A 24,700-nucleotide genomic window follows, 5' to 3' on the forward strand; every position below is an offset into this window, starting at 1 on the left:
CCGCAAAGAGCGCCCGTGTCCGTACCCCCGCTGAAGCCGGCCCTGTTCCTCGACCGCGACGGGGTGCTGAACGAGGACCGGGGCTTCGTACACCGCTGGGAAGACTTCGTCTGGATCGAGGGCGCGATCGAGACGGTGGCGACATTCAACCGGGCGGGCTGGCTGGTGATCGTGGTCACGAACCAGTCGGGCGTGGGGCGCGGCTACTACCCCGAATCCGACGTCTTCGCCCTCCACGACCGCATGCGTGAGGACCTGGCCAGGGCGGGCGCCCGCATCGACGCCTTCTACCATGCGCCCCAGCACCCGGAGGCGCCGGTCGAGGCCTACCGCCACCCCGACCCGCCCCTGCGCAAGCCCAACCCCGGCATGATCCTGCAGGCGCTGGCCGAGTGGCCCATCGACCGCGAGGCCTCGTTCCTGGTGGGCGACAAGCCGTCCGACCTGGAAGCCGCTATGCGCGCGGGCGTCCGCAGCGTGCTGTTCGGCGGCGGAAACCTGAAGGCCTTCCTCGCGGCGGAAGCGCTCCTGCCTCCCTCCGGCTAGCCAGATCAGCGCCCCTCCATCTGCGCCAGCATCCGCTCCAGCGCCTCCAGTTCGTCCGCCTCCCCCGGCGGCTTGTCCCAGCGCAGCCGGCTGATGCGCGGGAAGCGCATGGCGACGCCCGACTTGTGGCGGGTGGATCGCTGGAGCCCCTCGAACGCCACCTCGAGCACCAGCCCGTGGTGCGGCTCGGCGCGCACCGACCGCACGGGTCCGAACCGTTCGATCGTGTTGTCGCGGACAAACTTGTCGATCTGCAGCAGCTCTTCGTCGGTGAAGCCGAAGTAGGCCTTGCCCACCGGGGTCAGCGTCCGCTGGCCCATATCGTTCTGGGTCCACACCCCGAAGGTGTAGTCCGAGTAGTAGCTGGATCGCTTTCCGTGGCCGCGCTGGGCGTACATCAGCACCGCATCCACCAGGAACGGATCGCGCTTCCACTTGAACCACGGCCCCTTGGGCCGGCCGGCCTCGTAGACGGAGTCCAGGCGCTTCAGCATGAGCCCCTCGGCCGCCTGCGGATCGCCCTCGGGCGGGCTGGCGCGCAGGGTCGCGAGTTCGTCCCAGGTCGCGAACGGCTGGATCGGCGACAGATCGATGCGCGAACTGCCTTCCTTCGCCACGAAGGCCTCCAGACGCCGGCGGCGCTCGGCGAAACTCAGGCCACGGGTGTCCTCGGCGCCGACCTGCAGGACGTCGTAGGCCCGGATCGCGGCGGGATGGGCGGCCATCAGCTTCGCGTCCACGGTCTTGCGGTTCAGTCGCTGCTGCAGGTCGGCGAAGGGGGCGACCTTGCCGTCACGGATCACCAGCAGTTCGCCGTCGAGGACGCCTTCATCCTCCAGCGCCTCCAGCACATCGGGGAACGTCTTCGAGATGTCGTCGCCGGTCCGGGTGTAGAGCCTGCGGACGCCGCCCTCGTGCGCGGCCTGGACGCGGATGCCGTCCCACTTCCATTCGGCGGCGTAGTCGCTGGGATCCAGCTTGCCGAAATCGACGGCCTCGTCGATCGCCTGGGCCAGCATGACCGGCCGGAAGCGAGCCGGATTGGCCGAGGAGGGCTTGCCGCTCCGACCCTCCAGCCAGGCGAACAGGTCGCCATAGGGCGGCGCCAGAGCGTGCCACAGCTCCTCGATCTCGGCGGGCTCGACCCCGCCAAGGTCAGGATGGGCCATCTCGGCCGCCGCGCGCTTGGCCAGCCGCGCGGTAAGGCCCACCCGCATCGCGCCCGTCATCAGCTTCAGCAGCGCCCACCGCTCGCGCGGCTCACGCATCGCGTCCAGCCAGCCCTCGATCAGCCGCTGGACCTCGGCGCGCGACGCGCCGCGCAGGGCATCGATCACCTCGGAGAGCTGGGGCTCGCGATTGGCGCCCGGCCGCGCCGGCCAGACCAGCGACACCGCCTCGGCCAGGTCGCCCACATAGTCATAGCTCCACCGGAAGAGCTGGGGGTCCATCCGGCTCTCGACCGCCTTGCGGATGAACGCCGGCTTGGCCGCGTCGAAGGTCAGATCCCCGGTGAGCGCGGCCAGCGCCCAGCCGCGGTCGGGATCGGGCGTCTCGCGCAGATAGTCGCGCACCATCGTCAGCTTGGCGTTTCGCGAGGCCGTCAGCGACAGGCGGTCCAACAGTTCGGCGAAGGCGCGCATCCGGCTCCCGTCTCAACGACGTCCCACACATAGGACGCGAAGGGCCCAACGCGACAGGGGCGCGAACGGACGCGCTCCGGCGTGGCGCGAAGTCACGCCGGAGGCTTACGCAGACTACTTGGTCGCGGAGGACGTCGGCTGAGCCGCGGCGGCTTCCGGCGTCGCGGGCTTGGCCGGATCGACCGAGGCGGTCTGCTCGACGGGCTTCGCCGGATCGACGCTCGCCGTGGTCTGCGGCGTCGGCGTTGCCGTCGCAGCCACGGGCGGCGGCGGGGTCTCGGTCTTGTCCCAGGGCATCTTGCAGGCCGCGAGTGAGCCGGCGGCCAGGAAAACAACGAGGGCGGTCAGGGTCTTGCGCATGGATCACCTCCTGTGTGGCGCGAGGTGACGGTAACGCCTTCGTGATCACGACTTCGTGATCGACATGTGCAGCGCTGGCGCAGATGCCGCCCGGCTTCGGCTCAGTCGTCGTCGTCTTCGTAGCCCACCAGGGCCAGGGCCTTCGCCTCGATGCCGTTGAGGGTCGCCCATCGGGCCAGGGCCTCCTCGCGGCCGTGGGTGATCCAGAGTTCGCCGGGGCGCAGGTCGTCCACGGTGGCGGTCAGTTCGTCCCAGTCGGCGTGATCCGAGATCACCAGCGGCAGCTCCACTCCACGCTGCTTGGCGCGGGCGCGGATCTGCATCCAGCCTGAGGCGAACGCGGCGACAGGCTCGGGGAACCGGCGACTCCAGCGGTCCTGCATCGCCGACGGCGGGGCGACGATGATCGCGCCCGCGAAGTCACCCTTCTTCTCGGTGGTGGCGGGCGCCAGCGGTCCCAGGTCGACGCCGTGGCGCTCGTAAAGGGCGTTCAGCCGCTCCAGGGCGCCATGGACGTAGATCACGTCGCTCCAGCCAGCCTCGCGCAGCAGCCGGATGATCCGCTGAGCCTTGCCCAGGGCGTAGGCGCCGACGATGTGGCTGCGCTCCGGGAACTGCGCCGCCGAGCGCAGCAGCCGGGCGATCTCGCCCTTGTCGTCGGGGTGGCGGAACACCGGAAGACCGAACGTCGCCTCGGTGATGAAGACGTCGCAGGGCGTGGGCTCGAATGGCGGACAGGTGGGATCGCGCCGGCGCTTGTAGTCACCCGACACCACCATGGTCAGGCCCCTCCACCGCACCACCGCCTGGGCCGAGCCCAGCACGTGTCCGGCCGGGACCAGCGTCACCTCGACGCCGTTGCGCGCCACCGTCTGGCCATAGACGACCGCCTCGGTCGTGTGGGCGAACTCGCCGCCATAGCGCTCGCGCATGATGTCGAGGGTCTGGGGCGTCGCCAGCACGTTGTAGTGCCCCGCTCGCGCGTGGTCCGAGTGGCCGTGGGTGATCACCGCCCGGTCCACGGGCCGTACAGGGTCGACATAGAAGTCGCCCGGCGCGCAGTAGAGCCCTTCGGGTCGGGGACAGAGAAGGTCCTGCGGTCGGATCATGCCTGTTCAATGTAGACGCGCGCCGAAGGCTCCGCACGATTGACTTCCGCAAGCGGCAGGGCGTCTACCAGGGGGCATGTCCGACTTCGACAGTGCGCCGCTGCATCTGAAAATGAACCTGTCGCCACACGCCGCCGCCCTGGGGATGAACCTGGTCTCCATCGAGAAGGGCCGAGGGATCATGTCGGTCCCCTGGCGCGAAGAGTTCGTGGGCGACCCGGAGTCCGGCGTCATCGCCTCGGGCGTGGTGACGGCGTTGATCGATCACACCTGCGGGTTGGCGATCAATTCCGCCATGGATGAGATGGTCCCGATCGCGACCCTGGACCTGCGCATCGACTACCTGCGGCCGGCCGCGCCCCGCACCGGGCTGACCGCCGAGGCGCATGCCTATCGTCTGACCCGCACGGTGGGCTTCGTGCGGGCCGAGGCCTGGGATGTCGAGCGCGGCGATCTGGTGGCAACGGCGCAGGCGGCCTTCATGCTCAACACCCGCGCGCAACCGCTGGGAGCCAAGTCGTGAGCGAGATCCACGGCCTGGACACCTTCCTCCAGCGCGTGCCGTACGTCCGCTTCCTCGGCATGCGGGTCGAGCTGGCGGGCGACGAGATGACCACCGTCCTGCCGTTCAGCCAGCACCTGATCGGCAACCCGATGCTGCCCGCCATCCACGGCGGCGCGATCGGGGCGTTCCTGGAATTGACCGCGCTGGCGCAGCTGTCTCTGGTCGAGCCGGCGCGACGGGTTCCGAAGACCATCGACATCACGATCGAGTACCTGCGCTCGGCCGGGCCGCGCGACGTCTACGCCCGCGCCATCCTGCGCAAGGTGGGCCGCCGTGTCGCGAACGTGCAGGTCGAGGCCTGGCAGGAAAGCCGCGCCAAGCCGGTGGCGGGGATGACCGGCCACTTCCTGCTGCGGAACGACGAGGCATAGCCGCCTACTTCGTCGCCTTGTCCTTCGCGATCTGCGCCAGCGCCGCATCCGCCTTGGCGATCGCGGCGGCGTCGTTGCGGTTCTTCGCCTCGAGCAGCTGGCCGGTGGCCTCCATCTCTCGCACCGGGATCAGGTGGCTGGCGTCGGCAGGGATGAAGGGCTTGGTCTGGATCTGCTCCAGGATCTTGCGCTGCCGGGCCGCCTCGGGCGTGTCGCCGACCCCGTAGCTGAAGATGAAGTCCATCACCCGCTTGCGCAGCTCGGGGTCCAGGTCCTTGCGCACGATCAGCGGGTCTTCGGGGATCCGCGGCGAGCGCCAGATGATCTCGACATTCTCCAGGGTCCGGCGCGCGACGTCGGTGTCCAGCAGCTTGAGGCGGTCCATCGAGGCGGTGTTGTTGGTGGCCGCGTCCAGCAGCTTGCCCGACACCGAGAACAGGTTGGTTTCGTGATTGGCCGAGCGCACGGTCTTGAAGCACGCGTCGGGCGTGATGTTGCGGGGCGCGAACAGGTAGGTCATCGGCGCCAGGGTGCCCGACGTCGACTTGGGATCGCCCATGCCGAAGTTCAGCGACTTGTCGCAGCTCAGGAGCTTGTCGAGCGTCAGGCCCGACCCCTTGGGCACGATGATCACCGCCTCGTAGCCGTCGACGCCCGTGGGGTTCACCGAGCGGGCGAAGACCTCGCCGTTCGCGCGGCGCACGGCTTCCAGGCCTGACTGGTTGGTGAACCAGCCGAGGTCGGTCTGCTTGAAGCGCATGGCCTCGACGAGCGCGGTGTAGTTCGAGCCGTAGTAGGCCCTGACTGGCCGGCCCACGGCCTTGGCCATGTCGTCGAGGAACGGCTGCCAGTCCTTCTCGGCGCTGGACTGGCTCTCGGCCGAAAGGATCGAGAACACCAGCTCCTTGCGTTCCGGCTCCCCGCCCTGCGGCTGCCCGCAGCCGGCCAGAGCCAACGCAGCCGCCAGGCTCAGTCCCAGGATCGATCGGCGGTTCATTTCCCCTCCACGAGCGGCAGCTGCATCTCGACCACCTCGCGTTTCGCGCGGCTGATCCCGTAGAGCACGCCGGGCCGGGTGCGGTCGAACGCGATCGCCTGACCCTCGATGGCGACGTCGACCGTCGCCACGTGGCGCAGCTCGTTCCCTAGCCGCGGAATCTCCAGAACATAGACTTCCGGCAGATCGTGGCCGGTCACGTACAGGCGGCCGTCCGCGCCCCAGGCGCCGCCCGACGAGCTGCGCGGCTTGAACCTGGCCAGCACCGATTTCGGGAACGTCCAGGCGCCCGTCACCCGCCACTTGTCGTCGAACCGCAGCAGGGTGGTGAAGCGGTGGTCACGGCCCGGCTCACCGCCGCGATCGTCGTAGTTGGCGAAGCAGGCCCACCAGGCGCCGTCCTTACGGTCGATCCAGGTCAGCGACCCCGGCTGTTTGCCCAGGGCGACCGAGCGCAGGTGGACCATGTTCACCGGATCGAACACCTCGACCGTGCTGGTCATCGGCACAGCCGGATAGTTCGAGCTGGCGCAGACCAGCTCGGGCCCAAGCACCGCGCAGGAATTCAGGTGCGGGAAGGTCGCCGGATCGCCGGTCCACAGCGCTACGCGCTGGCCGGTTGCGCGGTCGTACTTGCCGATCTCGGAGTTTCCGACCGCATAGACATAGGCGCCGTCGGCCGCCACGCCCTGGTTCGCCTCGGGCGCCGGCAGCCGCGATAGCGTCTGGGCCTGAAGCAGCGCGGCGAACCCAATCAGCGCCTCAAGCACGGACGACCCCGGCCTTGCCGTTCTCGACCACGAAGGTGGCCAGGTCGCGGACCGGCGAGCCCTTGTCCAGCCCATTGACGCCCCGGAACGTGACCGTACCGCCCTTCGGCGTGAGGTCGACGCGGCCGTAGCCGCGGACTTCGCCCTCGGCGTACTTCAGGTGAGGGTTCACGAACCGGGCGGCGTTCAGGTTGGCGTTGGTCTCGCCCAGCGAGCTGATCGAGCCGCCGACGAACTCAGTGGCGATCGGCGGCTGTCCCCGCTCGACGGAGAGTTCGCCCGCGAAGAAGCAGTGCACGTCACCGCCCAGCGCGATGGGGTTCGCGACCTTGGCGTCGCGCCACGTCTCCAGGATGCGGCGGCGCGTGGCGGGATAGCCGTCCCAGCCGTCGTTGCTGACCTTGCCCTCCTGCAGTCGCAGCTCGCCCATCAGGGTCTGCTGGCCCAGCAGGTTCCATTGGGCCTGGCTGTCGGCGATCCGGCCGGCCAGCCATTTCTCCTGGTCCTCGCCCAGCAGCGAGCGCTTCGGGTCCAGGCGCTCGGGGCAGTCGTAGGGGATGCGCTTCTTCTCCTCGACCGCCCTGCAGGTGCGCGCACCGCGGTACTGCCGATCGTCCACGACAGCGAGCCGGGCGAGGCGGCCCCAGTCCAGGCTGCGATAGAGGCGCATCTTCGCTCCGTCCGGGTGCGCGTCGCGGCGAAGCGGCATGTTCTCCCAGTAGGCGCGGTACGCGTCGGCGCGGCGCCGCAGGAACTGCCCGGGCGTCGCGGGCGTGCGGTCGGCGTCGCCGCCGTAGTCGTTGGAGACCTCGTGGTCGTCCCACATGACCACCCATGGCGCGGCGGCGTGGGCCGCCTGGAGGTCGGCGTCCTGCTTGTACCAAGCGTAGCGCTGGCGATAGCTGTCGAGGTCGCGGGCGGCGACGTCGGGATGCGGCCGCAGCACCTCCTCACGACCCAGAGCGCCTTCGTAGATGTAGTCGCCGAGGAACAGGACGAGATCGGGATTGTCCGCCGCCAGGTGGCGATGGGCGGCGTAGTAGCCGGTCTCCCACTTCTGGCACGAGCCATAGGCGATGCGCAGATGATCGACCTGCGCGCCGCGTTCGGGCGTCGTGCGGGTGCGGCCGACCGGGCTGGCGTGGCCACCGCTGTTGAAGCGGTACCAGTACTCGCGGCCGGGCCTCAGGCCGGCGACCTCGACGTGGACGGCGTGGCCGTCCGCCGCCCGCGCCTTGGTCTCGCCTTTGCCGACCACGCGCCGGAAGCCGTCGTCCTCGGCGATCTCCCAGGCCACATCGAACGCCTGAGGACCCAGGCCTGAGAGCGCTCGGGGGTCAGTGGAGAGGCGGGTCCACAGCACCACGCCGTCGGGCAGCGGCTCGCCGGACGCGACGCCCAGCCTGAAGGGGTTTTCGCCGGCCCGCGCCTGCGCAGCGGCGCGCGTCCAGACGGCCGGCGCGAGGCCGATGCTCGCCGCTGCGGCGGTCAGGCCCAGGAGGTGGCGTCGCGAGGGACTGTGCATGCGCTACCTTGGCGTTGGCGGGCCGGCGCCGGCAAGCGCCGTTCGCAGGTTCATCTCTTGGACAGGGTCGGCAGCCGCAGGACCACGACCTCGCGCTTCGGCCGGCTGATCCCGTAGAGGACGCCCGGCTCCGGCGAGGCGACACATCAGAACGACGCCGCCAGGCCGATCCAGTAGGTGCGGCCGTAGTTCGCCCACTCCTGGAGGTTCCGCTGGTTGGGGCCGGTCACTTCCTGACGGCCGGTGTTCGACAGGTTCTGGCCTTCGGCGAAGATCGTGAAGTTCTCGCGGACGCGCCAGCTGACCGAGGCGTCGAAGCTGTGGCGGCCCTTCCAGTACTGGTCGGAGTTCGGGACGGCGTCGACGATCGTCTCGAGGAAGCCGCCGATGTAGTTGTGGGAGACGCGGGCCTCGAAGGGGCCGCGCTGGTAGTAGACCGACTCGTTGGTGGTGATCTCGGGCTGCTGGAAAAGCCCCCGCTTCCGGCGGCCCGCGCTGGTGATGTACGTCGCGTCGCTGTCGACGAGGGTCACGTTGCCGTTGAAGCCGAACCCGTCGAACGGCGCGGGCAGGAAGGTGAACGCCTGCTGGACCCCGAACTCCAGGCCCTTCAGCTTGACGCTCTCGACGTTCCGCGCGGTGCGCACCTGCACGGACTCGACGCCGCGGCCGACGTTCAGGAGTTCGGTCGAGGTCAGCGTGAAGATCTCGTTCTTGATGTCCTTGTGGAACACGGCCAGCGAGATCAGGCCGTCCGGCGGATAGAACTCGACGGAGAGGTCGAAGCCTTCGCTCTCGCGCGGCTTCAGGTCCGGGTTGCCGCGGCTCAGGATCGCCTGGGCGCCGTCGAAGGTGACGTTCTCGGCGCCGGCCAGCTGCCCGAAGTCGGGGCGGCCGATCGTGTTGGTCCAGGCGGCGCGGACGATGAGGTCGTCGCGCAGCTTCCACTGCAGGTGGGCGCTGGGCATCCAGTTGGAATAGCCGCCGTCGTTGGTCACCGGCGTCAGCACGCCGCCGGCCACGCGGTTCACGTTGGCGCGGATATCGGTGTGCTCGTAGCGGACCCCGCCCAGCACCGTGAAGGGGCCGAACTCGTAGCTGGCCTGGGCATAGCCGGCCAGGACGTCTTCCTTGACCTTGTAGTCGCCGGTGGGCGCGGCGACCGTCGTATTGAAGCGCGCGCGGTTGGTGTTGAAGAACTCTCTCGCCAGGTCGGCGTCGATGCGCGGGTTCAGCAGGTAGCGGTCGGCGATCAGCTCGCGGGGGCCCTGACCGGCGACGGCGGCCAGGGTGTAGGGGAACGTCGCCTGGTTGACCGTGTAGTTGGTCTGCCGGGAGATGAACTTGCGCAGGGTCGAGCGGGCCACGCCGCCGACCTTGGCCTTCAGGTTGTTGTCGCCCTGATCCTGGTCGAAGGCGAGGTTGAACCGGCCCTGGTACGACTGCTCGTTCGTGGCCGTGAGCGCGTCCCGGTGCTGTTGCAGGTTGTAGTTGGCCGGGGTGCGGAACGCCGTGTCGTTGATCGGCCGGAAGACCGGGAAGAGCGGGTTCGTCGTGTCGTAGTTGAAAGCGTAGTTGGCGCCCTGAGCGTCCACGGTGCGGAACTCCACCGAGTGGTTCGGCACGTCCAGGGCGGCTTCCGAGACGATCAGGTCGCCATCGGCCGTCCAGGCGGGGGCGAAGGCCCAGGTGAAGCTGGCGCGGCCGATGTCGACTTCGCGGGTGGTGATCGGCTGGTTCAGCTGGATGACGCCGCGGCCGCGGGCGAAGGCGCCCGACGTCGGGGTCTGGTTGGCGACGTTGCCCAGCGGCTCGATGCGGTTCTCGATGCGCTCCTCGTCGTCCTCCATCTTGGCGTAGAGGCCCGAGATCTCGGCGCGGAAGTCGTCGGTCGGGCGGTACTCGACCTTGCCGTTCACGCCCTTCCGCTGCTTGGTGTTGTTGTACCAGAACAGGCGCTGGAAGGCGGGCACCTGGATGCCGTTGCCGGTGGGCGCGCCCGAGCTCACCGGAGCGCCGGCGGCGGTGTACTCGCGAACCGAGGGGTCCTGGCTCTCGACCTGCGGGATGTCGTAGTCCAGCTGTTCGAACGAAGCGCCCAGCACCACACCCCATTCGTCCTCGGCGCCGAAGGTGCGGCCGGCGGCGGCGGCAAGCCGGAAGGCGGGCTTGTCGTTGCGCACGTCGCCGTGGCGCTCGTAGTGGCCATACGAGGCCATGGCGTTCAGGAACGGGCGACCGGCGTCGAAGGCGCTGCGGGTGGTGACGTTGACGACGCCGCCGATAGCGTTGCCGTCGTTCTCCGGCGTCACCGTCTTGATGACCTCGAGGCGACCCGCCATCACCGACGGGACGATATCCAGCGGCACGGTGCGGCCGCTTTCGTCGACCGACCCCACGATGGCGCCGTCGACCGTCGTGCGGTTGTAGGTGGAGCGCAGGCCGCGGATGGTCGGGAAGCGCGGCTCGCCCTGGTCTTCCATGATCGAGACGCCGGGGATGCGTCGCAGCGCGGCGGCGGTGTTGTGGTCCGGCAGCTTGCCGATATCGTCGGCGGAGACCACGTCCGAGACCACGAACTCGTCCCGCTTGACCGCGATGGCGGCGCGCTGGGCTTCCCGCTGCCCGGTGACCACCACTTCCTCGACCGCCGGCCCTTCCGGCGCATCGGCATCGGCCGCGGACGCCGGGCCGGCGAAGGCGGCAAGAACCAGGATGGAGGCCGACATCAGAACGTCAGGCCGCGGCCGGCGGCTCGGGTTGGGCAGCGTCATGGAGTCCCCCAGTTGGATCTGGGGGCGCGCTTAAGCAGGCTGGATGACAGGGCCGCGACGACTCCGCGAACGCGCGGTGACACGGCCGATTATTGTCCCCCGGGCCTGCCGCCGGCGCCCAGCGCCCGCACAGGGGCGCCCGTATGAGACGCGGCGACGCGGCGGATAGGACTTGAGCGCGGGAGCCATGAGCGCTAGGCCGCCCGCCATGCCCCAAGGCCCGACCCTTCAAGGACTTTCCCAACAGGCGCGCGACGCCAAGAGCTGGCCGTTCGAACAGGCGCGCCTGCTGCTCGACCGCATCACCCGTCTGCGCCTCACCGACGCCGAGCGCGATCTGGCGGCTGCGCTGTTCGCCCAGGGCAAGTTCGCCGAGGCGGTGCAGACGCTGCCCGCGCTGGCGAAGCCGGTCGTCTTCCAGTGCGGCTACGGCGCCTCGGGTTTGCCCCACCTGGGCACCTTCGGCGAGGCCACCCGGCCCACGATCGTTCGCAACGCTTTCCGCGCCCTGACCGAGGACGCGATCCCGACCCAGCTGATCGTCTTCTCCGACGACATGGACGGCCTGCGGAAGATCCCCGACAACGTGCCCAACAAGGCGATGCTGGAGGAGGACCGCGACAAGCCGGTCACCTCCGTCCGCGATCCCTTCGGCGAATACGAGAGCTTCGGCGCCCACAACAACGCCCGCCTGCGCGCGTTCCTCGACAGCTTCGGCTTCGAGTACACGTTCATGAGCTCGACCGAGACGTACAAGTCGGGCCGCTTCGACGAGGTGCTGCTGCGCATCCTGGCGCGGTTCGACGCCATCCAGGCGATCATGCTGCCGACGCTGGGCGAGGAACGCCGTGCCACCTACTCGCCCTTCCTGCCGATCAGCCCCAAGACCGGCCGCGTGCTACAGGCCCCGACCGTGGGCCGCGACGTCGAAAAGGGCACGATCACCTTCCCGGACGAGGACGGCGAACTCACCGAGGTCCCGGTCACCGGCGGTCGCGTGAAGCTGCAATGGCGCCCCGACTGGGCCGCCCGCTGGACGGCGCTGGAGGTCGACTTCGAGGCCTCGGGGAAGGACTTGGTGGATTCGGTGCGCGTCTCGAACCGCATCGTGAAGGCTCTGGGCGCCGAGCCGCCGGAGGCCTTCCACTTCGAACTCTTCATGGACGAGAACAACCAGAAGATCTCGAAGTCCAAGGGCAACGGCCTCACCATCGAGGAGTGGCTGCGCTACGGCGCGCCCGAGAGCCTGACCTACTACATGTACCAGTCGCCCAAGTCGGCGAAGCGGCTCTACTTCGACGTCATTCCCAAGGCGACCGACGAGTATCTCCAGCAGCTGGACGCGCTGATCCGCAAGAAGGCCGAGGGCGACAACGCCGCCCAGCTCGACAACCCGGCCTGGCACGTCCATCGCGGCCACCCGCCCGAGAAGGGCTCCCCGGTCAGCTTCTCGCTGCTCTTGAACCTGGTGTCGGCGGCCGACGCCTCGACCAAGGACCTGCTGTGGGCGTTCATCGCCCGCTATCTGCCGGGCGCCACGCCCGAGAGCGAACCACTGCTCGATCGCCTGGCGGGGTTCGCGATCAACTACTACGAGGACTTCGTGAAGCCCGCGAAGCGCTTCCGCGCTCCGACCGACCAGGAACGCGCCGCGATGCTGGACCTCGTCGCCAAGCTGAAGGCCCTGCCTGCGGGCGCCGACGCCGAGGCGATCCAGAACGAGGTGTTCGAAGTGGGCAAGGCCGCCGGCTTCGAGCCCCTGCGCGCCTGGTTCTCGGCCCTCTACGAGGTGCTGCTGGGCCAGAGCCAGGGGCCCCGCTTCGGCTCGTTCGTGGCGATCTTCGGCGTGGACCGGACGGTGGCGCTGATCGAACGCGCCCTCGCCGGCGAGCTGATCGCGGCCTGACATTGCTCCCCTCAGGGGGAGCTGTCAGCGCAGCTGACTGAGGCGGCTTCTGCTCAGGCCGCGGATGAAGCCCACTCCACCGCTTCGCGGTCCCCCTCCCCCTACCCGGGGGAGGAATTCTCAGTCCTCGTCCGAGCCGATCGGCATGCCCGGAGGCGCCTCTGGCCGGCGCTTGGGCTGGCCCAGGACACGCACGAGTTCTTCCTTGTCCTGCAGCAGCGCCGCCAGCGTGAGCCGGTGCGCGCGGTCAGAGGGGTCGGCGCCGGGCTGCGCCTTCAGCCGCACAGCCAGATCGGCAAGCCGCTGAGCGATCTCGGCCTTGGCCGCGGGCGAGACGTCGGGCCGCCGCGCCGCCGCGGCCAGCTCGAGCGCCGTGCGGGTCTGGATGCGGCGCGCGACCTCGGCATACCGACCGCTCGCCGGCGAAAAGGCCTGGGCGATCAGCCTGTCCGCCACCTCGCCCACGCCCGGCTGGGCGGGGTCGCGGCGGTGCTGCTCGGTGAGCCGGGCCAGACGCGGCGGGGCCAGCAGATTGTCCAGCACCATGCCGGCGCCGACGTCGGCGGCGTTCAGTGCGTCGAACACCGGCCCGCCCGCGCCGTCGAACACCTCGATGTCGTACTGCCTGTCATTGTCGCCCGACTGGCCCGACGACATCAGCGGGATGAGCGCGTCCGGCGTGTCCAGCGCCTCGGGCGTCATCGCCGCCAGCAGACCGGCCAACGCGGCGCGCTGCTGGGCGGCCGGGACGACCTCGGCCTTCATCGCTGCATCGCCCTTCACCGCATAGCTGAAATCCACGCCGCCCAGGACCTTCGCGGCGGCTTCGAGCTGGTAACGGTGCAGCAGGTAGATCGGCACGTACTTGCGCTTCAGCGCCTGGGCCGCCTCGCCGGGCCGCAGCGCCTGGGGTCCGAACCGGTCGATGGCCACACGGCGCACGGCGAGCACCCGCGCCAGTTCCGCCACCGGGTCCGCGCCATCGTCCCAGATCGCGCCGTGCGGCTGGCCAGAGCCCACCGGCCGCGCGTCGGAGTCGGCGATGTAGCGCAGGCTGGCCAGCCCGGCCTTCGCCTTGGCCGCCGGATCGCCGTCGCCGTACAGCCAGTCGACGATGAAGTTGTCCCACCTGCCCACGCCCACGCCATAGGCGTCGGAGAGGTCGATCCGGCCGTCGGTCAGCTTCACCCGCGGGGCGGGATAGTCCATCACCGAGGCGCGGTCCTGGCTCGAGGCGGCGAAGTTGTGCGCGAAGCCCAGGGAGTGGCCCACCTCGTGCGCCGACAGCTGGCGGATCCGCGCCAGCGCCACCTGGATGGGATCGTTCGGCCCGCCCCTGCCGCTTTCGTCGGCGCCGACCAGGCCCTCGAAGATCAGCATGTCCTGGCGCACCCGCAGCGAGCCCAGCAGCACTGAACCCTTCACGATCTCGCCCGTGCGCGGGTCTGCCACCACCTGGCCGTAGGACCAACCCCGGGTGGCGCGGTTGACCCAGTTGATGACGTTGTAGCGGACGTCCAGCGGGTCGGCGCCCTCGGGCAGGATTTCCACCCGGTAGGCGTCCTTGAGGCCGGCCGCCTCGAACGCCTTCGCCCACCACTGGGCGCCTTCCTGCAGGGCCGTGCGGATCGGCTCAGGCGCCGCGCGGTCCACGTAGAAGACGATCGGCTTCTTCACGGTCGAGACGGCGGCCGAGGGATCCGTCTTCTCCAGGCGGAAGCGCACGGCCAGCCGCTGGACGATATCGCGGTCGAGCGGGGCGGCGTAGTCCAGCACCACGCGATCGAACGCGCCCGAGCGGTTGTCGAACACCCGCGGCTGGAAGCCGGGTTCGGGCAGCTTCACCAGGCTGTGTCGGACCGTCAGGGTGATCAGCTTCGGGTCCGGGGCGATGTTGCGCGTTTCCGGACCCGGCGTGTCCGACGCATAGGTCTGCAGCGCCTCGAACTCGACGTTCTCGGGAAACACCTTCACGGCCGCGGGATCGGCCATCGTCAGGTCCGCCACGGGCTTGTAGCCCGCCTCGCCCGCCTGCTTCAGCGCATCGGCGATGCCGATCACGTCACGGGCGAGGAAGCCCGATAGGTCGACCAGCAATCGGCCGTCGGCCGCGACCTCTTCGATCTTGCCGGCCCAGACCACCGAGGTGGCGAAGGCCTCACGCGCGGCGGTCTGCTCGGCGGCGGGCGCCCCGGCGGCCCGGAACCGCGGATTCTCGAATTCGGCGACCACCTTGCCGCCCACCCTGCGGAAGGCCAGCACCTGGGTGTCACCCAGGCGGGCGCGGTCCAGCCCCACGGGCGCCGAGCCCAGGCCGGTCTTCAGCGCCGAGACGTAGAGATAGCGTCCGGCGACGCCATCGCGGTCGGGCGCCGGCAGCGACACCAGGATCCGGCCCTTGGCCGCGTCGACATAGACGGGAACCAGTCCCTCCTGGCGCGTCAGCCCCGCAGTGGCCGCGGGCGGCGTCACCGGTTTGGCCGCGAATGCCGCGACGGGCGTCATCGCCAGCAACGCCGCACCGCACGCGCCGACCCACAGTCTCATCTTCACTGAACATCCCCGCAGCTGCAACCGCGAGACCCTAGAGGCGCCCGGCGGCGTCATCCAGAGCGGCTGTCCCGATGCTGTCGCAATCGCGGTGGAGGCTCAAAGAATCACCCCGTCGGGAGCAGATGACGTCGGGTTACCGGCATTGACGTAAACGGAAACGGGGAGCACGTTGGTTATCAACGATAAGACAAGGAGGATGCACATTGCCCCACGACCTGCGTCGTCCGGCTCGGACCTACACGATCCGGCAGCTGTGCCTTGAGTTCAAATGCACCCCGCGCGCTCTGCGCTTCTACGAAGACAAGGGCCTGCTGAACCCCGCACGAGACGGGATGAACCGCGTCTACTCGTACCAGGATCGGGGCCGGCTGGTGCTGATCCTGCGCGGCAAGCGCGTGGGCCTGTCGCTCTCCGAGATCGGCGAGATCCTCGACCTCTACGAGGCCGACGAGAGCGGCGCCGCCCAGGCCGCCAAGAGCCTCAAGAAGTTCCAGGAGCGCATCGTCGCCCTCGAGCAGCAGAAGAAGGACATCGACGACGCCATCGCCCAGCTCCAGACGGGCGTCTCGGCGATGGAAAAGCGCCTCACCGAGACGCGCCCCGACCTGCTGCCGCGCGCCGACGCCTACGACCAGGTGCTCCGCCACCGGCTGGACGGAGCCGAGGCTTAGGGCGTCGGCCGTCGTCCCCCGCCCTCGGTGGGGGATGACAGTTCGCGGCGAACGGCTTAGGCGAGTCCGATCGTCCTAACGCGTGACCGCGGAGCACCCATGACCTACCAGGCCCCCGTGCGGGACTACACGTTCCTGCTGCGCGACGTGCTGCAGCTCGAGCGCTACGCCAGCCTGCCGGCCTTCGCCGACGCCTCGATGGACACCGTCGAGGCCATCCTGGAGGAGGCCGGCAAGTTCACCTCCGAGGTGCTGGCCCCCCTGAACACCGTCGGCGACAAGCAGGGCTGCGTCTGGAGCCCGGACCACACCGTCAAGACGCCCGACGGCTTCAAGGACGCCTACGCCAAGCTGGTGGAGGGCGGCTGGCCCGCCCTGGGATCGGACCCCGCCTATGGCGGCCAGGGCCTGCCCCACGTCGTCAACGTGGCGTTCTCCGAGATGAGCAGCTCGGCGAACATGGCCTTCTCCATGTACCCGGGCCTCACCCACGGCTGCTATTCGGCGATCCACGTGGGCGGCAGCCAGGAACAGAAGGACCTCTACCTGCCCAAGCTGTGCTCGTTCCAATGGGCCGGCACCATGAACCTGACCGAGCCCCATTGCGGCACCGACCTCGGCCTCCTGCGCACCAAGGCGGTCCCGCAGGCGGACGGCACGTACAAGATCTCCGGCCAGAAGATCTGGATCAGCGGCGGTGAGCAGGACCTCACCGAAAACATCGTTCACCTCGTGCTGGCGCGGATCGAGGGCGCGCCGCAGGGGACCCGGGGCATCAGCCTGTTCATCGTGCCCAAGTTCATCCCGGACGACGACGGCAATCCCGGCGTGCGCAACTCGGTGAAGTGCCTGGGCCTCGAAGAGAAGATGGGGATCCACGGCAACGCCACCTGCGTGATCAGTCACGAGGAGGCCACCGGCTGGCTGATCGGCGAGGAGAACCGGGGTCTGGCCCTGATGTTCGTGATGATGAACGAGGCCCGCCTCGGCGTCGGGCTGCAGGGAATCGCCCAGGCCGAGGCCGCCTACCAGGCCGCCGCCGCGTTCGCGAAGGACCGGCTGCAGGGCCGCTCGCTGACGGGCCCCAAGAACGCCGACGGTCCGGCCGACCCGATCATCGTCCACCCCGACGTGCGGCGGATGCTGATGGATGCCCGCGCCATCGTCGAGGGCGGCCGCGCCTTCATGGCCTGGACCGCCCTGCACGGCGATCTCAGCCACGCGAGCCCCGACGAGGCCGTCCGGCAGAAGGGCCGCGACTACATGGCCCTGATGACCCCGGTGGTGAAGGCGTTCCTCACCGACCGCGGCTTCAACGTCTGCTCCGACGCCATGCAGGTGCACGGCGGCTCGGGCTTCACCGAGCACTTCCCGGCCAGCCAGTACCTGCGCGACGTGCGCATCGCGCTGATCTACGAGGGCACCAACGGGGTGCAGGCCCTGGACCTCGTCGGGCGGAAACTCGCGGCCGACGGCGGCCGCGGCGTAATGAGCTTCTTCGCCGAGCTGGACGCCTTCATCGAGGCCGAGACCTCGGCCGACATGAAGCCGTTCGTGACCGGCCTCGCCACCGCCAAGGCCGAACTGCAGGAGGCCACCATGTGGCTGATGCAGAACGGCCTGGCCAACCCCGACAACGCGGGCGCCGCCTCCACCGACTACCTGCACCTCTTCGGGCTGACGGCGCTGGCCTACATGTGGGCGCTGCAGGCCAAGGCGGCGCTGGCGCGGATCGCCGGGGGCGACACCGACAGCTTCTACGAGACCAAGCTCACCATCGGTCGCTACTACATCGAACGCGTGTTGCCCGAGACCTCCAGCCGCCTTGCGAAGTTGAAGACGGGCTCCGATCTCCTGATGAAACTGCCCGCCGACGCCTTCTAGAGGAGTTCCCACCGTGGCCACCTATCGCGCGACCATCGAGTGGCGCCTGAACGACGGCGAGGACTTCCCGAACGGCCGCTACAGCCGCGCGCACACGGTCAGCTTCGCCGAGCACGTGGTGCCCGCGACGGCGTCGAAGCATGTCGTCGGCAAGTGGGCGGCGCCCGGCGCGGTCGATCCCGAGGAGATGCTGGTCGCCTCGCTCTCCAACTGCCACATGCTGACGTTCCTGCACGTGGCGCGCCTGAAAGGCTTCGTCATCACCCGCTACCGCGACGCGGCCGAAGGCGTGATGGAGAAGAACGCCGAGGGCCGGATGGCCGTGACCCGCGTCACCCTGCGGCCGGACATCACCTACGCCGGCAAACGCCCCACCGACGCGGAACGCGATGCGATGCATCACGAGGCCCACGAAGAGTGCTTCATCGCGAATTCGGTGAAGACCGAGGTGGTGGTGGAAGAGGTGGTGCCGGCTTAGACCTCCTCTCCCCCCACACGAAGTGGGAGGGGAGCTCCCCGAGGATCGGCTGGACCAGCTTGGCCGCTGAGAGCCCAGCGCCGCCCCCCTCCCTGCCCTCTTCCCTCGGACTTCGTCTCGGGGGAGAGGAGATCTTGAAGGCGGGCTTCGAGGCCGTCCTTGAGCTCGCACTCCCAGATCACCTCGACGCGCCAGCCCAGCGCAGCCAGCGCCTCGGCGCTCCGCGCATCCCGCGCCACGTTCCGCGCGACCTTCGCCACCCAGTACTCGCGGTTCTGCTTGGGCGCCCTGGCGCCGCGCGCGCAGTCGTGGCCGTGCCAGAAGCAGCCGTGGACAAAGATCGCGAGCCGACGGCCCGGCATCACGATGTCCGGATTGCCGGGCAGGTCCTTGCGGTGGAGGCGATAGCGGGCGCCCAGCAGTGTCAGGGCCTTGCGGACCTTCATCTCGGGCGTCGTGTTGCGGCCCTTCACCCGGCGCATCACCGCCGAACGCTTCTCCGGGCCGTAGACGTCGGTTCCTTCCGTCACAGCCCTTCGAACAGCGCGGTCGAGATGTAGCGTTCGGCGAAGCTGGGAATGATGGCGACGATGGTCTTGCCGGCCATGTCGTCGCGGCTGGCCACATCGAAGGCGGCGACCAGGGCCGCGCCCGACGAGATGCCGACCGGGATGCCCTCATCGCGGGCCACGCGGCGGGCCATCTGCATGGCGTCGTCGGCGACCACCTGCACCACTTCGTCGATGATCCCGCGGTCCAGGATCGAGGGCACGAAGCCCGCGCCGATGCCCTGGATCGGGTGCGGGCCGGGCGGGCCGCCTGACAGCACGGGCGAGGCGGTGGGCTCGACGGCGATCATCTTCACCGACGGCTTGCGGGCCTTGAGCACCTGGCCGATGCCGGTGATCGAGCCGCCGGTGCCCACGCCGGCGATGACGGCGTCGACCGCGCCGGCCGTGTCGTTCCAGATCTCCTCCGCTGTTGAGACCCGGTGGATCAGCGGGTTGGCGACGTTGTCGAACTGCTGGGGCATCACCGCGCCGGGCGTGGCCGCAACGATCTCGGCGGCGCGGGCGACGGCGCCCGACATGCCCTTCTCGCGAGGGGTCAGCTCCAGCTTGGCGCCCAGGATCGCCAGCATCTTGCGGCGTTCGATCGACATGCTCTCGGGCATGACCAGGATGCACTTGTAGCCCTTGGCCGCACAGACGAAGGCGAGCGCGATGCCGGTGTTGCCCGACGTGGGCTCGACGACAGTGCCGCCTTCTTTCAGAAGCCCCTTGGCCTCGAGGTATTCCACCATCGCCACGCCGATCCGGTCCTTCACCGAGGCCAGCGGGTTGAAGAACTCGAGCTTGGCCAGCACCTCGCCCTTGGGCTTCAACGCCTGGGTCAGGTGTGGCAGGCGCACCAGCGGCGTGTCGCCGATCAGGTCCAGCACGGAGTCGAAGATCTTGCCCCGGCCCGAACGGCGGTAGCGCTCGGCGTCGTAGGTCTTGTCGGGGGTGGCGTCCATGGTCGTGGTCCCAGGTCTGGATCAGGCCCCAGACCCTAAGCCTTCCCGCGCCGATTGGAAGCGGTCAGCCCTTGCGACGCTTATAGATTTCCTCGGAACTCTGAGGTCGGGGAGGATCGCCTCACCCTGCTCGCCTGACGGTGAGCTGTCCCTCCCCATCAAGGGAGGGAGCGCGCCCACCTAGAAGCGGCTCGAGCAGCTCCTGCGCCAGCCAGCGCACCACCGGGACCGCGACGCCGTCGCCGGCCACCTGCAAGGCGCCCGTCGTGGTCTTGGGCAGGACGTAGCTGTCGGGCAGGCCCATCAGCCGGGCGGCCTCGCGCGGGCTGACCAGGCGTGAGCGCACGCGGCCGTTCTCCACGATCACGATCGACTGGCGCGACGAGCCCCCGCGCGGCGTGCGCAGGCAGCCGGCCAGGCCGTCGAAGCGCACCTCGGCCCGCTGGACCGTGCGGCCGTCCTCCGGCCGGCTGCGGCGGAAGACGGCGCCCACGGCCCGGCCGCTGCGGCTCTCGACGCGGGCGCGATGCAGCGGGCCCATGAGGTCCAGCAGGCGCGCCGTCTGGGCCGGCGTGTGCCAGGCCACGGCGTCGTCGGGCTCCAGCACCGCGGCCAGGTGGGTGTTGCGCGGGGCCGGCGCGGCGAGGCGCCACCAGACCCAGTGCTGGGCCAACTCGGGCGGCAGGCCGGCATGCGCCGCTTTCACCGCGCGGGTGTGGAACGGACTGTCGCCGGTGAGGCCGGCGGGGGCGTCGCGGGCGGCGATGACGAAGACCCGCGGCCGGCTCTGCGGCAGCACGGTCGCCGCATCGATCTCCAGCGCCCCGAACCGATACCCACGGGCGCTGAGCGCGGCGCCCAGGGCAGTGAAGTCGGCGCCGCCTTGGCTGGTGAGCAGGCCTACCACGTTCTCGACCACGATCAGCCGGGGCGCGCGACCGGCGTCGTCCAGCGCCTCCATCAGCCGCCAGAAGCCGAAGAAGGCCGACGAGCGACCGCCTTTTAGGCCTGCACGGCCGCCGGCGAGGCTGAAGTCCTGGCAGGGGCTGGAGGCCCAGGCGAGATCGGCGCGGCCAGGCAGATCATCGGCCGACAGCGCCCAGACGTCCCCCTGGCGGAAGTGCGCGTCGGCGTCGGCAAAGTTGGCGCGATAGGCGGCGGCCTTGGTGGCGTCGAAATCGTTGGCGAAACCGCAGGACCAGCCGTCGCCGAGCCCCAGGCGGGCCATGCCGCCCCCGGCGAAGAACTCGTAGAAGGTGCGAGAGGGCCGACTCATCCAGAATAGAGTCTAGCCTGCGTCGCGCCGTTCGAAAGAAGGTTGCGCCCGACCGCCAGGGACGGACGGGCGCGCGCCATCAGCCGATGTCGCCGAAGCCCACGTCCGCGAGGGTCCGGCCGACCAGGACGACTCCGGCGTCCAGATCGCCGTCGTCACCGGAGAACACAATGACGTCGTCGCCGACCTGCACCGACACATAGCCATCGCGGCCGTCGAGTAGCTCGCGCGCCAGGGCGACGGCGGCTTCGAAGTTGTCGGCCTGGTCCTCGGCGTAGTTGTCCTCGTTCGCGGTGGGACCGTCTTCGAAGACCAGCTTGTCGCCCGCCCCGAAGTCCAGGATCCGATCCAGGTCTCCAAGGCGCTTGACCGCCTCGATCAAGAACGTGTCGTCGCCCTCGCCGCCCGTCAGGTCATCGGCGCCGCGGCCGCCGGATATGGTGTCGTCGCCGGCTCCGCCGTCCAGACTGTCGGCGCGATGGCCGCCGTGCAGCACGTCGTCGCCATCGGTCCCCCCGCCGGTCACGCCGGTCTGGCCAGGCGGGGTCGCCGGCCGCTGGCTGTGTTCGTTGTCGTCCTGGCCGGGAGGATCGATCCGACGACCGCCTGGGCCCTCGCCGACGTGGTCGCCGCCGCGGATCTCGGGCTGGCCTCGCGTCTCGACGGCGGGTTCGAGCTTTTCCGGTTTGCTGAGCTTGGGCATGGTCTTGGCCTTCTCGGATCTGCGGCCTTACCGCCGCTCGTCCGATGAACGCCGCCGGAAGTGAACTCTCCCGCAACTGGATGGGTTAAGTCGTGATCATGATGGCCAGACCGATAACCTTGACGCTCGCGCTTTTGGCGCTGAGCGCATGTCAGCCGCAGGACCCTGAGGGAAAGCCTGCCGCGCCGCCGGCTGACGCCCCGGCCGCGAGTGCGACCGCGACGCCCGCTACGGCCTCGGGCGGCATGGATATCGGCCAGCCGATCACGGCGCGCGGGACCGAGCCCTTCTGGGCCGTCGAGATCACCAATGGCGTGAAGTTCCGCCTGACCCGCCCCGATCAACCCGACTTGCTGGCCGAGGCGCCAGGAGCGGCCATCTCGCCGGACGGCGCGACGTGGGTCGCCAAGGGCCCCAACGGCGAACAGCTGACGATCAGCCTGAAGATGGCGGCGTGTTCGGACGGCATGAGCGACCTGAAGTACCCCATGAGCGCACAGGTCGTGCTGCGCAACGAGGTCCTGAAAGGCTGCGCCGCGAAGACGGCCGAACTGCCCCGCGAGGGGGGTTAGTCACGCGAGCGCGCTTGCGCTTTCGGGATCCTGGGAGCGGCAAGCCCTCTGGTGTGGCTTGTGGTCAATCTGGCCAGCGCAAAAGCGCCTTGGCGGCAGAACGCCTAGGCGAAGTCGAAGAACTCGCCGCCGATCCGGCGGCCGACCAGGGCGGCCTCGTTGAGGTCGAAGGCCAGTTCGTCGGGCGCCAGGAAGAAATCGAACGGCGCGGCGTCGACGCCCGGGTCAATGAAGCCGTCGGCCGGATCGACAGGCGCCGGGTCCACCGGGTCGGCCGGGGTCGGGTCGGTGGCGGTGAGGTTCGGGGCCGGCGGGTCATCGGCTGGCGGAGCGACCGGATCGACGGGCGCATCGGCGTCGCCGACGCTGGCCGTGGGATCGACCGAGAGGGGATCGACGATGACGGGATCGACGACGGCGCCGTCGAGGCCCGGGTCGGCCGCCAGCAGGGTGTCTTCAGCCGCGACGAAGGCGTCGTAGTCGGCCAGCAGGGCGGCCAGTTCGCTCTCAAGGCTGATCGGAAGGTCCACGGTCACGAACATGGGGGGCGCTCCAAGGCCAAGCGTTCGCCCGCCATGAGCCTTGGCGACGGTTAAGCCTGCCGGAACCGTCAGGGTTAATTTCGTTCACGGACGTTGCGGCAGCGCGCTACTCTCCCGGAAAACACGGTACGGGAGACGCTCCATGGAGAAGGCCCCCAACAAGGAAAAGGCCTGGGACCTCGTGATCCGGGGCGGAACCGTGATCGACGGCACGGGCGCTCCGGCCTTCGACGCCGACGTGGCGGTGAAGGATGGTGTGATCGCCGCGGTTGGCAAGATCGCCGGATCGGGCGTCGAGGAGATCGACGCGCGGGGCCAGATGGTCACCCCGGGCTTCGTCGACATCCACACCCACTATGACGGCCAGGCCACCTGGGACGGGCGCATGCAGCCTTCGTCGTGGCACGGGGTGACGACCGTGGTCATGGGCAACTGCGGCGTGGGCTTCGCGCCCTGCCGCCCCGAGGATCACGATCGGCTGATCCAGCTGATGGAGGGCGTCGAAGATATCCCCTTCCCGGTGTTGTCCGAAGGCCTGCCGTGGAACTGGGAGAGCTATCCGGAATACCTCGACGCTCTGGCGGCGCGGCGGTTCGACGTCGATATCGGCAGCCAGCTGCCGCACGCGGCGCTGCGCGTCTACGTCATGGGCCAGCGCGGCGTCGACCGCGAGCCGGCCACCGAGGCCGACATCAACGCCATGGCCGCTATCGCCAAGCGCTCGATGGAGGCCGGAGCCCTGGGCTTCGGCACCTCGCGCACGCTGAACCACCGCAGCTCGGACGGCTCGCCGATCGCTACCCTGACCGCCGGTGAGGACGAGCTGACCGGTATCGCCCTGGGCATGGCCGCGGCCAACAACGGGGGCGGCAAGGGCGTCCTGCAGGTGGTCTCCGACTTCAACGATCCGGCCGAAGAGTTCGCCATGCTGCGCCGCGTGGTCGAGCGGTCGGGCCGACCGCTGTCGTTTTCGCTGCTGCAGAGCCCGCGCGACCCGACCCAGTGGCAGGACATGCTGCGCTACATGAGCGACGCCAAGGCCGCGGGGCTGCAGATGCGGGCCCAGGTGGCGACGCGGCCGGTGGGCGTGCTGTTCGGGCTGGAACTCACCGCCAACCCGTTCAGCACCTACCCGGCCTATCGCGAGATCGCCAAACTGCCGCTCAGCGAGCGGGTCGCCCGGCTGCGCGACCCGGAGTTTCGCGCGACCCTGCTGGCCCAGGAGCCCGACAGCGGCCGCGCGCCCGGACTGTCGCCGGCCAGGGCCTGGGACCGCATCTATCTGATGGGCCTGGAAAGCCCCGACTACGAGATCACGCCCGACCGATCGATCGCCGCCATCGCCGCCGGCCGCGGGGTCGATCCCCGGGCCGTCGCGCTGGACCACATGCTGGACGGCGGGGCCGGCGACGGGCGGGGGATTCTCTATCTGCCGCTGCTGAACTACGCGAACAGCAACCTGGATCACGTCCACACCATGCTGGGCCACGACTGCGTGGTGCCCGGCCTGTCGGACGGCGGGGCCCACGTGGGCATGATCTGCGACGGATCGTTCCCGACCACCAACATCGTCCACTGGACCCGCGATCGCACCCGCGGCCCCAAGCTCAGCCTGGAGCGGATGATCAAGGGCCAGTGCCGCGACACCGCCGAGACCGTCGGCCTGTTCGACCGCGGGCTGATCCAGGCCGGCTACCGCGCCGACCTGAACGTCATCGACTACGACCGGCTGACCCTGATGGCGCCGCAGGTGGCCTATGACCTGCCCACCGGCGGGCGCAGGCTGATCCAGCGGGCCCAGGGCTACACCGCCACCATCGTCGCGGGCCAGACCACCTATCGCGACGGCGCGCCCACCGACGCCCTGCCCGGCCGGCTGCTGCGCGGGGCTCAGGGCGCGCCGCAGCGCATGGCGGCGGAGTAGCGAAGACGAGCAGGA

At 69.6% G+C, this 24,700-nt stretch carries 22 protein-coding genes; 9 read left to right on the forward strand and 13 right to left on the reverse strand.

Translation table 11 applies throughout. The annotated features are described in order from the left end of the window. The first annotated feature begins 15 nt into the window (after positions 1 to 15). On the forward strand, positions 16 to 546 hold the full coding sequence (locus EPN98_RS02915; RefSeq protein ID WP_293360070.1) for an HAD family hydrolase: 531 nt from the start codon (positions 16 to 18) through the stop codon (positions 544 to 546). Positions 547 to 551: 5 nt separating this feature from the next. Here the strand turns inward: EPN98_RS02915 and EPN98_RS02920 are convergent, their stop codons facing one another. The 3 genes from EPN98_RS02920 to EPN98_RS02930 form a co-directional block, all read right to left on the reverse strand. Beyond that, a complete protein-coding gene (locus EPN98_RS02920) occupies positions 552 to 2,189 on the reverse strand; it encodes a cisplatin damage response ATP-dependent DNA ligase (RefSeq protein ID WP_293360072.1) in 1,638 nt (545 codons plus the stop codon). A 114-nt stretch (positions 2,190 to 2,303) separates the two neighbouring features. Next, positions 2,304 to 2,549, reverse strand: coding sequence for a hypothetical protein (locus tag EPN98_RS02925; RefSeq protein ID WP_293360075.1), 246 nt, complete (start codon positions 2,547 to 2,549; stop codon positions 2,304 to 2,306). Between the two features lie 101 nt (positions 2,550 to 2,650). Next, positions 2,651 to 3,658, reverse strand: coding sequence for a ligase-associated DNA damage response exonuclease (locus tag EPN98_RS02930; RefSeq protein WP_293360078.1), 1,008 nt, complete (start codon positions 3,656 to 3,658; stop codon positions 2,651 to 2,653). A gap of 76 nt (positions 3,659 to 3,734) precedes the next feature. Here EPN98_RS02930 and EPN98_RS02935 point away from each other — a divergent pair, with 76 nt between their 5' ends. Further along, entirely contained in the window at positions 3,735 to 4,181 is a 447-nt protein-coding gene (locus tag EPN98_RS02935) for a PaaI family thioesterase (protein WP_293360081.1), read from the forward strand. Continuing rightward, positions 4,178 to 4,594, forward strand: coding sequence for a PaaI family thioesterase (locus EPN98_RS02940; RefSeq protein WP_293360084.1), 417 nt, complete (start codon positions 4,178 to 4,180; stop codon positions 4,592 to 4,594). The genes EPN98_RS02935 and EPN98_RS02940 overlap by 4 nt, the downstream gene beginning before the upstream one ends. Positions 4,595 to 4,598: 4 nt before the next feature. Here the strand turns inward: EPN98_RS02940 and phnD are convergent, their stop codons facing one another. The 4 genes from phnD to EPN98_RS02960 all read right to left on the reverse strand — a co-directional run bounded on the left by phnD (position 4,599) and on the right by EPN98_RS02960 (position 10,660). After that, a complete protein-coding gene (gene phnD, locus EPN98_RS02945) occupies positions 4,599 to 5,591 on the reverse strand; it encodes a phosphate/phosphite/phosphonate ABC transporter substrate-binding protein (RefSeq protein ID WP_293360087.1) in 993 nt (330 codons plus the stop codon). Beyond that, positions 5,588 to 6,361, reverse strand: a complete 774-nt coding sequence (locus tag EPN98_RS02950; RefSeq protein WP_293360090.1) for a hypothetical protein — start codon at positions 6,359 to 6,361, stop codon at positions 5,588 to 5,590. Before EPN98_RS02950 ends, phnD begins: the two co-directional genes overlap by 4 nt. Continuing rightward, positions 6,354 to 7,886, reverse strand: coding sequence for an alkaline phosphatase D family protein (locus EPN98_RS02955; protein WP_293360093.1), 1,533 nt, complete (start codon positions 7,884 to 7,886; stop codon positions 6,354 to 6,356). The genes EPN98_RS02950 and EPN98_RS02955 overlap by 8 nt, the downstream gene beginning before the upstream one ends. A 146-nt stretch (positions 7,887 to 8,032) precedes the next feature. Next, complete coding sequence (locus tag EPN98_RS02960; RefSeq protein WP_293360096.1) at positions 8,033 to 10,660, reverse strand: TonB-dependent receptor; 2,628 nt, start codon at positions 10,658 to 10,660, stop codon at positions 8,033 to 8,035. A gap of 208 nt (positions 10,661 to 10,868) precedes the next feature. On the opposite strand from EPN98_RS02960, the gene EPN98_RS02965 reads away from it, so the two are divergent. Further along, positions 10,869 to 12,566 (forward strand): lysine--tRNA ligase, encoded by a 1,698-nt coding sequence (locus tag EPN98_RS02965; RefSeq protein WP_293360260.1) that lies wholly within the window; start codon positions 10,869 to 10,871, stop codon positions 12,564 to 12,566. 120 nt (positions 12,567 to 12,686) lie between these two features. Here EPN98_RS02965 and EPN98_RS02970 read toward each other — a convergent pair whose 3' ends face one another. Further along, complete coding sequence (locus tag EPN98_RS02970; RefSeq protein ID WP_293360098.1) at positions 12,687 to 15,113, reverse strand: zinc-dependent metalloprotease; 2,427 nt, start codon at positions 15,111 to 15,113, stop codon at positions 12,687 to 12,689. A gap of 209 nt (positions 15,114 to 15,322) precedes the next feature. Here EPN98_RS02970 and EPN98_RS02975 point away from each other — a divergent pair, with 209 nt between their 5' ends. The 3 genes from EPN98_RS02975 (at position 15,323) to EPN98_RS02985 (ending at position 18,152) form a co-directional block, all read left to right on the forward strand. After that, the gene (locus tag EPN98_RS02975) at positions 15,323 to 15,790 is read left to right on the forward strand and encodes a MerR family DNA-binding transcriptional regulator (protein WP_293360101.1); all 468 of its coding nucleotides are present in this window, start codon (positions 15,323 to 15,325) and stop codon (positions 15,788 to 15,790) included. A gap of 99 nt (positions 15,791 to 15,889) precedes the next feature. Beyond that, positions 15,890 to 17,674, forward strand: a complete 1,785-nt coding sequence (locus EPN98_RS02980) for an acyl-CoA dehydrogenase C-terminal domain-containing protein (RefSeq protein ID WP_293360104.1) — start codon at positions 15,890 to 15,892, stop codon at positions 17,672 to 17,674. Positions 17,675 to 17,687: 13 nt separating this feature from the next. After that, complete coding sequence (locus tag EPN98_RS02985; protein ID WP_293360107.1) at positions 17,688 to 18,152, forward strand: OsmC family protein; 465 nt, start codon at positions 17,688 to 17,690, stop codon at positions 18,150 to 18,152. Here the strand turns inward: EPN98_RS02985 and vsr are convergent. The 4 genes from vsr to EPN98_RS03005 all read right to left on the reverse strand — a co-directional run bounded on the left by vsr (position 18,149) and on the right by EPN98_RS03005 (position 21,647). After that, complete coding sequence (gene vsr, locus EPN98_RS02990) at positions 18,149 to 18,682, reverse strand: very short patch repair endonuclease (protein WP_293360110.1); 534 nt, start codon at positions 18,680 to 18,682, stop codon at positions 18,149 to 18,151. The genes EPN98_RS02985 and vsr overlap by 4 nt on opposite strands. Beyond that, complete coding sequence (gene cysK / locus EPN98_RS02995; RefSeq protein ID WP_293360113.1) at positions 18,679 to 19,668, reverse strand: cysteine synthase A; 990 nt, start codon at positions 19,666 to 19,668, stop codon at positions 18,679 to 18,681. Before cysK ends, vsr begins: the two co-directional genes overlap by 4 nt. Positions 19,669 to 19,789: 121 nt before the next feature. Then, a complete protein-coding gene (locus EPN98_RS03000; RefSeq protein WP_293360115.1) occupies positions 19,790 to 20,944 on the reverse strand; it encodes a DNA cytosine methyltransferase in 1,155 nt (384 codons plus the stop codon). 79 nt (positions 20,945 to 21,023) lie between these two features. Further along, the gene (locus tag EPN98_RS03005; protein WP_293360118.1) at positions 21,024 to 21,647 is read right to left on the reverse strand and encodes a calcium-binding protein; all 624 of its coding nucleotides are present in this window, start codon (positions 21,645 to 21,647) and stop codon (positions 21,024 to 21,026) included. Between the two features lie 119 nt (positions 21,648 to 21,766). On the opposite strand from EPN98_RS03005, the gene EPN98_RS03010 reads away from it, so the two are divergent. Next, complete coding sequence (locus tag EPN98_RS03010) at positions 21,767 to 22,219, forward strand: hypothetical protein (RefSeq protein WP_293360121.1); 453 nt, start codon at positions 21,767 to 21,769, stop codon at positions 22,217 to 22,219. Positions 22,220 to 22,323: 104 nt separating this feature from the next. On the opposite strand, the gene EPN98_RS03015 is transcribed toward EPN98_RS03010, so the two are convergent. Then, positions 22,324 to 22,761 carry a hypothetical protein gene (locus EPN98_RS03015; protein WP_293360124.1) on the reverse strand — a complete coding sequence of 146 codons (438 nt, stop codon included), beginning with the start codon at positions 22,759 to 22,761 and terminating at the stop codon, positions 22,324 to 22,326. Between the two features lie 142 nt (positions 22,762 to 22,903). Between EPN98_RS03015 and EPN98_RS03020 the strand changes: the two genes are divergently transcribed. Next, on the forward strand, positions 22,904 to 24,685 hold the full coding sequence (locus tag EPN98_RS03020) for an amidohydrolase family protein (protein ID WP_293360126.1): 1,782 nt from the start codon (positions 22,904 to 22,906) through the stop codon (positions 24,683 to 24,685). Positions 24,686 to 24,700 lie beyond the last annotated feature (15 nt).

This window comes from Phenylobacterium sp. (assembly GCF_004299445.1).
Lineage (GTDB): Bacteria > Pseudomonadota > Alphaproteobacteria > Caulobacterales > Caulobacteraceae > Phenylobacterium.